The 12,047-nt window shown below is 68.2% G+C and carries 13 protein-coding genes; 4 read left to right on the top strand and 9 right to left on the bottom strand.

Going from position 1 to position 12,047, the window contains the following annotated elements; genetic code table 11:
• Window positions 1-41: 41 nt before the first annotated feature.
• Both HALO32_RS05150 and fabV read right to left on the bottom strand, forming a co-directional pair.
• Window positions 42-254, bottom strand: a complete 213-nt coding sequence (locus HALO32_RS05150; protein ID WP_151442712.1) for a hypothetical protein — start codon at window positions 252-254, stop codon at window positions 42-44.
• A 66-nt stretch (window positions 255-320) separates the two neighbouring features.
• A complete protein-coding gene (gene fabV / locus HALO32_RS05145) occupies window positions 321-1,547 on the bottom strand; it encodes an enoyl-ACP reductase FabV (RefSeq protein WP_151442711.1) in 1,227 nt (408 codons plus the stop codon).
• A gap of 191 nt (window positions 1,548-1,738) precedes the next feature.
• Here fabV and HALO32_RS05140 point away from each other — a divergent pair, with 191 nt between their 5' ends.
• Window positions 1,739-2,125 carry a DUF7079 family protein gene (locus HALO32_RS05140; RefSeq protein WP_151442710.1) on the top strand — a complete coding sequence of 129 codons (387 nt, stop codon included), beginning with the start codon at window positions 1,739-1,741 and terminating at the stop codon, window positions 2,123-2,125.
• An 89-nt stretch (window positions 2,126-2,214) separates the two neighbouring features.
• Here the strand turns inward: HALO32_RS05140 and HALO32_RS05135 are convergent, their stop codons facing one another.
• The 5 genes from HALO32_RS05135 to HALO32_RS05115 all read right to left on the bottom strand — a co-directional run bounded on the left by HALO32_RS05135 (window position 2,215) and on the right by HALO32_RS05115 (window position 7,285).
• The gene (locus HALO32_RS05135) at window positions 2,215-2,700 is read right to left on the bottom strand and encodes a glutathione peroxidase (protein WP_151442709.1); all 486 of its coding nucleotides are present in this window, start codon (window positions 2,698-2,700) and stop codon (window positions 2,215-2,217) included.
• Window positions 2,701-2,761: 61 nt separating this feature from the next.
• Window positions 2,762-4,873 (bottom strand): transglutaminase family protein, encoded by a 2,112-nt coding sequence (locus tag HALO32_RS05130; RefSeq protein ID WP_151442708.1) that lies wholly within the window; start codon window positions 4,871-4,873, stop codon window positions 2,762-2,764.
• The gene (locus tag HALO32_RS05125; RefSeq protein WP_151442707.1) at window positions 4,870-5,826 is read right to left on the bottom strand and encodes a DUF58 domain-containing protein; all 957 of its coding nucleotides are present in this window, start codon (window positions 5,824-5,826) and stop codon (window positions 4,870-4,872) included. The genes HALO32_RS05130 and HALO32_RS05125 overlap by 4 nt, the downstream gene beginning before the upstream one ends.
• Complete coding sequence (locus tag HALO32_RS05120) at window positions 5,823-6,749, bottom strand: AAA family ATPase (RefSeq protein ID WP_151442706.1); 927 nt, start codon at window positions 6,747-6,749, stop codon at window positions 5,823-5,825. Before HALO32_RS05120 ends, HALO32_RS05125 begins: the two co-directional genes overlap by 4 nt.
• The gene (locus HALO32_RS05115) at window positions 6,746-7,285 is read right to left on the bottom strand and encodes an NUDIX hydrolase (RefSeq protein WP_151442705.1); all 540 of its coding nucleotides are present in this window, start codon (window positions 7,283-7,285) and stop codon (window positions 6,746-6,748) included. Before HALO32_RS05115 ends, HALO32_RS05120 begins: the two co-directional genes overlap by 4 nt.
• 121 nt (window positions 7,286-7,406) lie before the next feature.
• Here HALO32_RS05115 and HALO32_RS05110 point away from each other — a divergent pair, with 121 nt between their 5' ends.
• The gene (locus HALO32_RS05110; RefSeq protein WP_151442704.1) at window positions 7,407-9,059 is read left to right on the top strand and encodes an acyl-CoA dehydrogenase family protein; all 1,653 of its coding nucleotides are present in this window, start codon (window positions 7,407-7,409) and stop codon (window positions 9,057-9,059) included.
• On the opposite strand, the gene HALO32_RS05105 is transcribed toward HALO32_RS05110, so the two are convergent.
• Window positions 8,999-10,231 (bottom strand): EAL domain-containing response regulator, encoded by a 1,233-nt coding sequence (locus tag HALO32_RS05105; protein WP_151442703.1) that lies wholly within the window; start codon window positions 10,229-10,231, stop codon window positions 8,999-9,001. The two genes, HALO32_RS05110 and HALO32_RS05105, sit on opposite strands and share 61 nt — an antisense overlap.
• 92 nt (window positions 10,232-10,323) lie before the next feature.
• Window positions 10,324-10,941 (bottom strand): LysE family translocator, encoded by a 618-nt coding sequence (locus tag HALO32_RS05100; RefSeq protein WP_151442702.1) that lies wholly within the window; start codon window positions 10,939-10,941, stop codon window positions 10,324-10,326.
• A 169-nt stretch (window positions 10,942-11,110) separates the two neighbouring features.
• Between HALO32_RS05100 and HALO32_RS17935 the strand changes: the two genes are divergently transcribed.
• Both HALO32_RS17935 and HALO32_RS05095 read left to right on the top strand, forming a co-directional pair.
• Window positions 11,111-11,266: a hypothetical protein gene (locus HALO32_RS17935; RefSeq protein WP_192576439.1), complete on the top strand. Its 156-nt coding sequence runs from the start codon at window positions 11,111-11,113 to the stop codon at window positions 11,264-11,266.
• Window positions 11,256-11,861 (top strand): exopolysaccharide biosynthesis protein, encoded by a 606-nt coding sequence (locus HALO32_RS05095; protein ID WP_151442701.1) that lies wholly within the window; start codon window positions 11,256-11,258, stop codon window positions 11,859-11,861. Before HALO32_RS17935 ends, HALO32_RS05095 begins: the two co-directional genes overlap by 11 nt.
• Window positions 11,862-12,047 lie beyond the last annotated feature (186 nt).

The following is a 12,047-nucleotide window of genomic DNA, read 5'->3' as shown; positions in this document are numbered from 1 at the left end:
CCCTGCCGCGTGAACACGGCAGCGGCGGGCAGCGAGTCGGCCTAGTTACCGTTGCCGCTCAGCAGCAACATGGCCGCCGCCAGGACCCCGAGTACCACGATGACGATGGGCAGCACTCGGTGCAGACCATGGGACGAGCTCTTCGCCTCGGGCTGCTCGACATCCGGCTCGGGGTGGTCGAAGTCCTCGGGCTGGCTGACCTCCTTGAAATGCTGCAGCTCTTCTTCCTGCGTCTTGCTTTCACGCTTATCCATGGCGCACCTCCATTGGCTTGGATCTGCTTGCCGCATTTGCCTGGGTATCCCGCGAAACGCGGCGACTTACAGGTTCACGACATCGAAGTCCGCTACCGGGTTCACGTCCGCCTCGTAGTCGACGTCGTCACGCTCGAAACCGAACAGCTTGAGGAACTCGTGCTTGTACCCAGCATAGTCGGTGATCTCGAACAGGTTCTTGGTGGTCACCTGGGGCCAGAGTTCCTTGCAGGCCTGCTGGACGTCGTCGCGCAGTTCCCAGTCATCCAGGCGCAAGCGGCCAACCTCGTCGGTACGGCAGTCGTTGCCCTGCCCTTCACGCGGATAAAGACATTCCCCGAACAGGCGGTTGAGCTGGTCGATGGTGCCCTCGTGCAGCCCCTTCTCCTTCATCACCTTGTAGACCATGGCGATATAGAGCGGCATGACCGGGATGGCGGCGCTGGCCTGGGTCACCACTGACTTGAGCACCGCCACATTGGCGCCACCTCCCGACGCCGAGAGACGCTTGTCGATCTCGCCGGCGGCGCGGTCCAGGTCCTCCTTGGCCTTGCCCAGCGCACCGTGCCAGTAGATCGGCCAGGTGATCTCGGTACCGATGTAGCTGAAGGCCACGCTGCGCGCCCCGGGCGCCAGCACACCGGCACGATCGAGAGCCTCGATCCACAGCTCCCAGTCCTCGCCACCCATCACCGCCTTGGTGTCCTCGATCTCCTGCTCGGTAGCGGGCTCGACCTCGGCCTCGATGATGGCATCCTTGTTGGTGTCAATGGCGGTGGCGCGATAGGTCTCACCGATCGGCTTGAGCGCGGAGCGCTTGAGCTCGCCGCTGTCGGGCAGCTTGCGCACCGGCGAGGCCAGCGAGTAGACCACCAGGTCGATCTGGCCCAGGTCCTGCTGGATCAGCTCGATGGCCTTGTCGCGAGCCTCGTGGGAAAAGGCGTCGCCGTTGATCGACTTGCTGTAGAGGCCCTCGGCCTTGGCGAACCGGTCGAAAGCGGCGCTGTTGTACCAGCCGGCGGTGCCGGGCTTCTTTTCGGTACCCGGCTTCTCGAAGAACACGCCCAGGGTGTCGGCGCCGAAGCCGAAGGCGGCGGTGATGCGCGCCGCCAGGCCATAGCCGCTGGAAGCACCGATCACCAGCACCTTCCTGGGCCGCTGCTCCTCGTCACCCGCTGCCTGGTGCAAGCCGCGGGCGCGCGTCGCCTCGATCTGCTCGAGAACGTTCTTCTCGCAGCCAACGGGATGGGTGGTGGTGCAGATGAAACCGCGTACCTTGGGCTTGATGATCACGTCAGACCTCGTTGTTGTCCGGCGGAGTAGGCAACCGCTACCGTCCGCATGGGGAATGAATGAGCCGAATACAGGATCAAAAGGGCAGTGAGCAACATTCTAGCGGCCGAGATGGCGGCTGTCCGCCCTTGAGGGCACTGCAGGGCTGGTGCAGGATGCTTCTCCCGGGTAACGAGTGGCAGGAGGGAACGATGGATGCGCAGACACTGGTCGACGAGCGCGGTGAGCTTTGGCTGGCACTGGCCCCGCTGTGGCTGGAACGCGAGCCGCGCGAGACCGACTACGCCAGCATGGTCGCCGTCATCCAGCGTCACGACCTGACCGTGCGTGAGCTGGAGTGGGTCTTTCGCCTGGAGCTCGCCCCGGTGCTCTCGCGCCAGCAGATGTCGGTGGCCGGCGAATGGCGCTCGTTCGATGACTACAAGCTGATGAAACAGCTGGTAGCCCACAACCTGCGGCTCAATGGCTGGCGCCGCAAGAGCTGGGCACTGTTCTCGGGATTGACCACCATGATGACTCGTCATCGCTGGAACGAGCTGATGGGGCGGGTCCTGGTCGAGCGCGGCGAGGTGCCCTGACAACCCTTCGGGATGCCCCGGCGCGACCGTCGGGCTGGAACGGGCGCACGGGCATAGTTCCGGACGACAGGCCCCCTTGCCTGGCGTACTCAGGTCTCGTCCAGGGCACGCTCCAGTGCCTCGCGCAACTCGGCTTCACCCTCCCGTGGCGAAAAGCGGCGGATCACCCTGCCGTCCCGCCCCACCAGAAACTTGGTGAAATTCCACTTGATCATGCCGGTTCCCAACACCCCGGGCACCTCGCGCTTGAGCTCGGCGAAAAGCGGATGGGCACCGCGTCCGTTGACCTTCACCTTCTCCATCAGCGGGAAACTGACCTGGTACTCACGGGCACTGAAGGTGCAGAAATCCAGTGCCGACTCCGGCGACTGACGGGCGAACTGGTTGCAAGGGAAACCGATGACCATGAACCCTCGATCGCGATAGCGGCGGTAGAGGCGTTCGAGCTCACGCAGCTGGGGCGTGAAGCCACAGTGGCTGGCGACGTTGACGATGAGCAGCACCTGGCCGCGCAGCGCGCCGAAGTTGAAGGGTTCGCCCTGGGCGGTGCGGCACTGATGGTCGTGAATGGACATGCGCGCGCCTTCATGATCGTTGTGCTTCACGATGCCACGCCGCCCGCGGCGGCGCTACCCCTCAGCGCCCGGGACGGCCCAGGCGCCGACGGACCTCGGCCACCCGGCTGGCCAGCCGGCGCCGACGCTGGTGCCGCTCGGCCTCCTCGAGGGGCGCATAGGTCAGCCGCTCGAGATCCTGAGCACACTCCTCGAGCGCCCGCCCCGCCGGTCCGGCCTGGGGGGCAATGCGACGCAGGTGGGTAGCAGGGGACTCCCCGGGCCGTGCCGCCAAACGGTGACGAGCCAGCCAGCTCTGCAGATTGCCCACCAGCCACTGCGGATCACGCTGCCGCCGCCGATGTCGCCAGCCCCGACGAGCCAGCAGGGCCAGGCCCCCTGCCACGACCAGCACCGCCATCAGGCCCAAGGTGGTGGACAAGGCCCCCCGACCGGGCAACAGCGCATCCAGCCGGTCCCAGGCCTCGCGCCACCAGCCAACCAGCTGCGCCATCATGGAGCGGCGAGACTCGCGCTGGTAGCCGATCACCGCCCGCTGCCACTGGTACTCCAGCCGCTCCCACTCCAGACGCATGCGGTTGGCCCAGCCCACCTCGCGCATGCGCAGCGGCGAAAAGCGAGCATCGGCCAGGAAGGCCTCGGCGCCGTCGTCGACCGCCCGGGCACCCTGCTCGATGCGCTCCGGAGCGATCACTGCGGTGGGATCCAGGCGTCGCCAGGCATCATCGCGCCACACCTCCACCCAGGCATGGGCATCGTAATCACGTACCGTGAAGTGGCCATCCGGATTCCGCTCGCCGCCCAGGAAGCCCGCCACCACCCGCGCCGGAATGCCGGCCATGCGAGCCATCACGGCAGCCGCTGAAGCGTAATAGGTACAGTAACCGGCCTGGCTGTCGAACAGGAAGTCATCGACGCGGTGCTCGCCGACCAGTCGCGGCGGCGAGAGCGTATAGCGATAGGGGGCCTCACCGAAGCGCGCCATCATCGCCTCGAGATAGACATCCGGGTCGCCACCACTCTCACGCCACAGCCGCTCGGCCAGGGCCCGGGTGCGGGGATTGGCGCTCTCGGGCAGCAGGCGGTGCCAGCGCTCTCCGGCGGCGGGCGGGCTGGTCGGCGGCGCCCCGCTGCTGGAAAGGTTCATCAGGCTGCGCGAGCTCAGCGGGGTGAGCCCTTCCAGGGTGCCATCGGCCAGGTAGCGCTGACGCTCGCCACTGGCCAGCGGCGTACCCAATGTGGGGCGCCAGGGGCGGCTGTCAGGCTCCAGCAACAGCTCGGCGCTGAAACGCGCTCCTTCCTGCGACTGCCACGGGGAGCGCGCCGCCTCGCGGACAAAGGCATCGACCGGGCGCTCCAGAGTCGCCGCCAGTTGCTCGGGGGTGGCTCGCGACCAGCGGATGCCATCGAAGTGCGACAGGGTGTAGACCCGCCAATAGCGCTCATCGGGGGCGGGTTCGCGGCCCTCGAAACTGGCCCGGAAGGCCCGCGCATCACTGCGCGAGAGTTCAGCGATGTCCCCCGGCGAGATTTCGTCGGTCAGGCCGGTGGAGGCACGGTCCATCTGGGGCATGCTCCACAACGGCCCCAGGCGTGGAAAAATGACGAACAGCACGATCATCAGCGGGGCCGACAGCACCAGCAGCCAGACCGTCTCCCGCCAGGCCTGGCGCAGGCCAGTGGCACCGGCGAGCCACACCAGCGATTGCAGCAACCAGGCCACCGCCAGCAGGGCACCCGCGGCCATGGGGATCCCCTGGTCGTGCAGGAAGGCCACGGTGGTAGCCACCAGGCCGATCACCACCACCACCCGGGCGTCGCGCCGATCGTGGGTCTCGAGCAGCTTGAGCAGATAGACGCCAAGCAGCAAACCGACCAGCCCATCCATGGTCCCCAGGGTGCCGAACTGCAGCCAGAGCGCCAGCAACAGGCCGCCCACGGCAGCCAGCCGCAGCAGGATACCGGCGCGCGGCAGGCCGCGGCGCAGTTGCACAAGCCGGTAGCCGGCCACCAGCAGGGCGAGCCCCACCAGCCAGGCCGGCATCCAGGCCAGGTGCAGGGCCAGCACCAGGCACTGGCCGATGAACAGCTGGCGCAACATCCCACCGCTCAGCCCCCGACCATCTGCCAGCACGGCCGGCGCCACCAGCCTGGCGGGTCGCGAGATACTCATGCCACCCCCGCGGGCCGGGTCGCCGAGAAGCGCGCCAGGGCATCCAGTGCCCGGCGTCGCTGGGCGTCACCCTCGCCCTGTGCCAGGGTGACGCCCGGCAGCCGAAGACCATAGCGATCGCCGGCACGGTGGTGGGCCAGCACCCGTGCACAGAGCACCGAGAGGCGTCGCTCGGGATCGCCACGACAGGCCTCGTAATCCAGCCATAGCTGCTGGCGCGGGGGGATGCTGAAGACCTTGGTGGCCAGCACGCCCGTGCGGCTCCACTGCTTCCAGGCCACCCGGCCGGGGCTGTCGCCAAGCTGGAAGCGGCGCAGCCCCGCGAAATCGACGGCTTCCAGGCCCGTACCGCCCTGGGGCGCGACCACATCGTCCTCCTCCACCGGGTGCGGCCAGACCAGCAGCTCGCTATCGTGGCGGACCCAAGCTACCACGCGAACCAGTCCCAGCGGCCAGCGGGTCTCGACCCGCAACCAGGGCAGCACCTGGACACCACGCCGGGGCGTCGACAACGCCAGTCGGGTCTCGCCGAGGCCCTCGACGATATCCACCCGACCACGGGCGCCATCACAGCGGAGTTCCAGGGCCGTTCGGTCGCGTCGCGCCCTCAGCACCACCCCCAGACGCGCCTCGCCGCCGGCAAAGGCTTCACGGGGCAAGCGCAACGCCGGGGTGACGCCGAGCAGGTTGAGCCAGCCGCGCAGCAGCACCACCACGCCGACGCTGAACAGCCAGAAGGCCAGCCCGTAGGCCAGGCTGTTCTGGTAGTTGATGCCGAACAGCAACAGCACCACCACCAGCACCGCCCAGCCCAGGCCGAAGCGGGTGGGTATCAGGAACAGTCGTCGCTGGGGAAGAGGATGCTCCATCGAGGCGGCCAGACGGCGCAGCCACCAGTGACGCAGCCGTTCACGGTGACCGGATCCGACAGTGGCCGCGCCAGCCACACTCACCCCACCACCGCCACGCGGGTCAACAGGTGACGGGCCAACGCCTCGCCCTCCTCCCGGGGACCGCTGCTCAGTCGGTGACCCGTCACCGGAACCCAGACTGCCTGGATGTCCTCCGGCAGCACATGGTCGCGCCCCTCGAGCAGTGCCCAGCCCCGGGCCGCTCGCAACAGGGCCAGGATGCCCCGAGTAGAAAGCCCCCAGGCCAGCTCGGGATGCTCACGGCTGGCCGCCGCCAAGGCCTGGACGTAGTCGAGCAACGCATCGGCCACATGAATCCCGTCCAGCCGTAGCTGCCAATGGCGCAGGCGCTCGGCATCGAGCAGGGGCATCAGCGCATCGAGTTTCACTCGCCCAGCCCGGCCGCGCAGGATCTCGCGCTCGGCGCGTGGGGCCGGGTAGCCCAGCGAGAGGCGCATCAGGAAACGGTCGAGCTGCGACTCGGGCAGGGGAAAGGTCCCGGCCTGCTCCTGGGGATTCTGGGTGGCGATCACGAAGAAGGGGTCGGGCAGCGCCCGGGTCTCACCCTCCACGGTCACCTGTCCCTCCTCCATCGCCTCGAGCAGCGCACTCTGAGTCTTGGGCGTGGCCCGATTGATCTCGTCGGCCAACACAAGGCCGTGGAAGATGGGGCCGGGATGAAAATGGAAGCGTGCCTCTCGCGGGTCGAAGACCGAGACTCCCAGCACGTCGGCAGGCAGCAGGTCGCTGGTGAACTGCAGGCGCTGCATGTCCAGGTGGGTGACCCGGGCCAGCGCCTGGGCCAGGGTGGTCTTGCCAAGCCCCGGGAGGTCCTCGATCAGCAGGTGTCCGCGGGCGAGCAGGCAGCAGAGCGCCAGACGAACCTCCCGGGACTTGCCGAGCACCACCCCCTCCAGGGCGGCCAGTACCGCTTCCAGGTCCGGCAGTCGTTCAGGCCGGTTCATCGTCCCGCCTCCGCGGCCCGCATGGCCTGCACGGCCTGGCGGGTATCCGGGGTCACGCCGTCCAGTTCCAGGGCCTCGTCGACCGGCAGCCAGAAGGCCTCGGCCACCTCCTCGGCCTGCAGCGTCAGCGGACCATCGTGCTCGACCAGGAAGAGACTGCCAAAGATGTGGTTGCCGCCCGCATCGTGCACGAACTCGCCCAGATGGCGCAGCGGCACACGCTGGATGCCGAGCTCCTCGGCCAGCTCACGGCGCGCCGCCACGTGAACCGCCTCGCCGGCCCCCACCACGCCGCCGGCGGCGAGGTCCAGGCCGCCGGGGAAGACCTCCTTGGTCAGGGTGCGACGCTGCACGCAGAGCTCGCCGCGGCCGTTTCGCACCACCACATAGGTGGCCCGGTGCCAGAACCGCAGGCGACGCATGGCGGCCCGGGGCGCGCTGCCGCAGGGACGATTGCGCGCATCCACCAGCTGGATCTGCTCGTCGGCAACATGCGGCGCGGGCAGCGATTCGGGCAGGGAAGCGTGGGCGCTCATGAAGGACTCCGGGAGAAATGCCTTCAGCCTACCCAGTCACGGCGGCAGCGTCACGCCATGCGTTGACCGCGCCCGTGTCGACGACCATGCTCAAGACAGGCCTCACCTGCGGAGCACCACCATGTCCGACCCCGCTCCCCGCACCCGGCTGGCCACCCACGAGGTGACCAACCAGCCCTCGCCGCCGGCGGACCGCGACCTGCTCGCCGGGGATGCCCCGCTGCAGGAAGCCCTGACCCGGGAGGCCCCGGAGTGGGTGACCAGACGCCTCGTCCCGCTGGGACGCGAGGTCGGCAGCGCTCGAGTCCAGGCCCTCGGGGAAGCGGCCAACCGCCACCCACCCGAGCTGCGGCTCTTCGACCGTCATGGCCGACGGCTGGACGAAGTGGTCTACCACCCCGCCTACCACGAGCTGATGCAGCTGGCCATCGAACACGGCTGGCATGCAGTGGCCTGGCAGGAAGAGGGGCGCGGCGGCCACCAGGCCCATGTCGCCGCCCTCTACCTGCTGACTCAGGCCGAGCCCGGCTTCTGCTGCCCCATCACCATGACCCATGCCGCCATGCCGGTGCTGCGCCAGACGCCTGCCGTCGAGGCACACTGGGCACCGGGGCTGCTGGCCTGGGCCTACGACCCGCGCGTGCTGCCCGCGGGAGAGAAGACCGGGCTGACCTTCGGCATGGCGATGACCGAGAAGCAGGGCGGCAGCGACGTTCGCACCAATTCCACGCGAGCCGAGAGCACGGGGGACGGCTGGCGGCTGACCGGCCACAAGTGGTTCTGCAGCGCTCCCATGTCCGACGCCTTCCTGACCCTGGCCCGTACCGACGAGGGTCTATCCTGCTTCCTGGTACCGCGCTTCACGCCGGAGGGCGAGCGCAACGCCATCGAGCTGCAGCGTCTCAAGGAGAAGTGCGGTAACCGCGCCAATGCCTCGGCGGAGATCGAGTATCGTGGCGCTCTAGCCGAGCCGGTGGGCGAGCCCGGACGCGGCATCGCCACCATTCTCGAGATGGTCCAGCAGACCCGGCTCGATGCCGCCACGGCCCCGGTGGGCATGATGCGCCAGGCCCTGGTGGAGGCCTGGCAGCATGTCCGGGAGCGCCATGCCTTCGGCCGGGCGCTGGCCGAGCAGCCGCTGATGCGGGTGCTGCTGGCCGACATGGCTCTGGAAGTGGAGGCCGGCCTGGCGCTGGGGATGCGGGCCGCCCGGGCCTTCGATGGCGCCGCCCGTGGCGATGCCGATGAGCGGGCCCTGTCACGGCTGCTGCCGACCCTGGCCAAGTACTGGCACAACAAGCGCACGCCGGGCTTCATGGCCGAAGCCATGGAGTGCCTGGGCGGAATCGGCTATGTGGAGGAAGCACCATTGGCGCGGCTCTACCGCGAAGCGCCGGTCAACTCGATCTGGGAGGGGTCGGGCAACGTGATCTGCCTGGACCTGCTGCGCGTACTGGGCCGCCATCCCGAAGCACTGGCGGCGCTGCAGGCCGAATTGACCGCGGTACGTGGGCAGCAGGCCGAGCTCGACGGCGCCCTCGCTCGGCTGGACGCCGAACTTGCCGCGCCGCCCGAGGCGCTGGAGCCGCGTGCCCGCTGGCTGGCCCAGCGGCTGACCCAGTGCCTGCAGGCCGCCCTTCTGCTGCGCCATGCCCCACCAGAAGTGGCCGAGACCTTCTGCCGCTCACGGCTGGGTGACGAGGCCGGACCGGCCTACGGGGTGTTATCCGCGGGCGCGCCGATCGAAGCACTGCTGGCGCGGATCGGGGATTGAGCATTGGCCAACGCCAGGATATCCCCAGCGGGCATGGGCCGCGCCAGGCCGAAGCCCTGCACATGGGTACAGCCGTAGCGTTCCAGGCTGGCCAGACAGGCGAGGTCCTCGATCCCCTCGGCCACCACCCGGATGCCAAGCCGACGCCCCAGCAGGGCCACTGCCTCGACGATGGCGGCATCCTGGGCATCCTCGAGCAGGCGGCTGACAAAGCTGCGATCGACCTTGAGCTCACTGATCGGCAGCAGCTGCAGCCGGGCCAGCGACGAGAAGCCCACCCCGAAGTCATCCACCGAGACCTCCAGGCCACCAAGGTGCAGCCGAGCCGCGACTTCGCTGCCGAGCAGCTCGTCCTCCATGGCGGCCGTCTCGGTGATCTCCAGGACCACGGGAGTGTCACCCGCCGAACATCGCGCCTCGCTGATCAGGGAGAGCAGCTCCGGCGACATCAGATCATCGGCAGTGACATTGACCGACAGTGACAGGGAGAGACCGTCCCGGCGCCAACGGGCGGCATCTTCCAGCGCCAGCTGGAGCACGCGGCGGGTCAGGTGGCGGTTCTGGTCGGGCGTGAGCAGCGGCAGGAAGCGACCGGGCACCAGCAGTCCCGCCTCGGGGTGAGCCCAGCGGACCAGTGCCTCCACACCGCTGATGCGGCCGCTGGCCAGCTCGAACTGGGGCTGGTAATGGAGAGTGATTTCCTGGCGCGCGAAGGCCCGATCGAGCTCCTCTATGCGACAAGGGGGGGTGGCGGTGCAGGCATCATCCGACGGATGGCCCATGGCCAGGGCCTCGAGGCATTCACGCAACTCCATGAGCCGCATCGGCTTGTCCAACGAGGGCAGCATCTGCAATCCCAGGGCCTGGCCGAGCCGTTCGGCAATGCGCGCGATCTTGCGCTCAACGCCGCTGAGCAGCAGCACCCGGCCGCGGTAACCACATTCGGCCAGCAGGCGCAGCATGGAAATGCCATCCTGCTGGCCGAATTCCAGGGCCATGATGACCAGTTGAGGGCGACGCGCCACGACCTCGCCGATCAGGTGCTGGCCGTGCCGGCAGTAGCGGGATTCCATCCCCAGCGTGCGCAACTGCAGCGACAGGGTCGCGGCGGCATCGGAATCCTCCTCGAGTACCACCGCCAGTCGTGGGGATTGCATCGTCAGGTCATTCATCCAGGGAATTTCCACCAGGGCGCTGAGCTTCAGCGTATCAGCAAAACGCCTGGGGCCCAGGAAGACCTCATGATATGCGTCAACGCAAGCGATCAGGCGATGGGCCCTGCCACTACCCGCAGTGCCAGGGCCAACAGCAGTACGCCGGTGATGCGGTTGAGCCAGTGAGCCCGGGCCTGCAGCCAGGGCAACACCCGCGAGTGGGACAGGCCCACCGCCACCAGCACGTACCAGCCGCCATCGATGACCATCGCCGTGAGTACCACCAGTGCCTTGGCAGCGAGGCTCATATCGGGGGTCACGAACTGGCTGAGCAGGGCGATGAAGAAGAGGATCAGCTTGGGGTTGCCCAGCGCCACCAGCATGCCCTCGCGCGCCGCCTGACGACGGCTGGTGACCATGGCGGCGGCATCCAGGGCACCGCCACGCCCGGCGCGCAGGGCCTTGATCCCCAACCAGGCCAGGTAGGCCGCACCACCCCAGGTGATCGCCTGGAACAGCATCGGAAAGCGCACGATCAGCGCCCCCAGCCCCCAGACCGTGAGCAGCGCATAGAAGCCCACGCCCAGGGCATGGGCGAGGGCCGCCGCGACGCCCGGCAGGCGCCCTCCCCCCAGGGTATGGCGCAGCACCAGGGCCAGGCTGGGACCGGGTGACATGGCCCCCATGGCACAGACAGCGGCCAGGGATAGCCAGAGCGAGAAGGGCATGCGGAACCTCCTGGGCACCGTCAACGAAAACAGCCCTCCACCCGAATTCGGGAGAAGGACCGTGTTGAAGCCACTTTACGCCATCTCGGGACACGGCAACAGCCCCGGGGCTGCATGGCCCTCTGCTACGACGCTACAATGTTGATCCACCTCGATAGAGACGCTGCTCATGACGGTCCGAACTTTCGCCATTGTCCTGCTGATCATCGGTGCCCTGCTGCCCATCATCGGCTGGTGGGCCTCGAGCCCGGTTGCCTTCGTGGGGCCGGCACTGCTGCTGCTCGGCGCCCTGCTGCTCTGGACCCGGAGGCAGCATGGCCGGTGACACCGGCGACCCCCCGGAGCAGTCACCGCTGACCGACCTGCTGGCAAGGGTCCAGCAGGCCGGTCAGCACAGGGAGAGCGTCAGCCTCGGCGCCATCCTCGACCACGTGGGGCGCCGCTCCTTCGCCCCCTTCCTGCTGGTCGCCGGGCTGATCACCCTGGCCCCGCTGGTCGGTGACATTCCCGGTGTGCCCACCTTGATGGCCATCCTGGTGGTTCTCTCCTCCGTCCAACTGCTGATGAACCGTCAACATATCTGGCTACCGGCCTGGCTGCTGGAACGACGGGTCTCGCGGGAACGTTTCGCAAAAGCCACACACTGGATGGAGCGTCCTGCCCGCTGGGCCGACCGTCTGCTCAAGAGGCGCCTCGTTCAGCTCACACGGCCTCCGGCCCATCTCCCCATCGCCCTGACCTGCCTGCTGATCGCCCTGGCCATGCCTCCCATGGAGGTGGTGCCCTTCACCGCCAATGGCGCGGGCCTGGCCCTGACGCTCTTCGCCCTGGCACTGCTCGCCAACGACGGTCTGCTGGCTCTGCTGGGCTATGTCCTGACCGGCGGCACCCTGGCACTGGTGATTCTCAACCTGATCTGAACGGCGACAGGTTCCTGCCCCAGAAGCGTGACACCAAGCGCTAGAAGGGGCCCGGATTATTAGCAAAGTGCGTGAAATGCCCCGCACCTTTTGTGCGAGTATGGTTGTGCGGGATGGATAGCGCCGGCCGCAAAGCGGCTCTTACTGAAGGGGGGCTGCTGCTCGATATGATGCTGAACCAGCGAG

The organism is Halomonas lysinitropha, from assembly GCF_902500215.1.
Lineage (GTDB): Bacteria > Pseudomonadota > Gammaproteobacteria > Pseudomonadales > Halomonadaceae > Halomonas > Halomonas lysinitropha.
Note: the sequence above shows the minus strand (reverse complement) of the source record. Positions and strands in the feature narration are given on the sequence as shown.

Excerpts from the sequence above, each read along its gene's own strand:
- HALO32_RS05140 (WP_151442710.1), top strand. The coding sequence starts at position 1,739 with ATGGATGCGCAGACACTGGTCGACGAGCGCGGTGAGCTTTGGCTGGCA.
- HALO32_RS05105 (WP_151442703.1), bottom strand. The coding sequence starts at position 10,231 with ATGAATGACCTGACGATGCAATCCCCACGACTGGCGGTGGTACTCGAG.
- HALO32_RS05130 (WP_151442708.1), bottom strand. The coding sequence starts at position 4,873 with ATGAGTATCTCGCGACCCGCCAGGCTGGTGGCGCCGGCCGTGCTGGCA.
- HALO32_RS05120 (WP_151442706.1), bottom strand. The coding sequence starts at position 6,749 with ATGAACCGGCCTGAACGACTGCCGGACCTGGAAGCGGTACTGGCCGCC.
- HALO32_RS05115 (WP_151442705.1), bottom strand. The coding sequence starts at position 7,285 with ATGAGCGCCCACGCTTCCCTGCCCGAATCGCTGCCCGCGCCGCATGTT.
- HALO32_RS05100 (WP_151442702.1), bottom strand. The coding sequence starts at position 10,941 with ATGCCCTTCTCGCTCTGGCTATCCCTGGCCGCTGTCTGTGCCATGGGG.
- HALO32_RS05110 (WP_151442704.1), top strand. The coding sequence starts at position 7,407 with ATGTCCGACCCCGCTCCCCGCACCCGGCTGGCCACCCACGAGGTGACC.
- HALO32_RS17935 (WP_192576439.1), top strand. The coding sequence starts at position 11,111 with ATGACGGTCCGAACTTTCGCCATTGTCCTGCTGATCATCGGTGCCCTG.
- HALO32_RS05135 (WP_151442709.1), bottom strand. The coding sequence starts at position 2,700 with ATGTCCATTCACGACCATCAGTGCCGCACCGCCCAGGGCGAACCCTTC.
- HALO32_RS05150 (WP_151442712.1), bottom strand. The coding sequence starts at position 254 with ATGGATAAGCGTGAAAGCAAGACGCAGGAAGAAGAGCTGCAGCATTTC.
- HALO32_RS05095 (WP_151442701.1), top strand. The coding sequence starts at position 11,256 with ATGGCCGGTGACACCGGCGACCCCCCGGAGCAGTCACCGCTGACCGAC.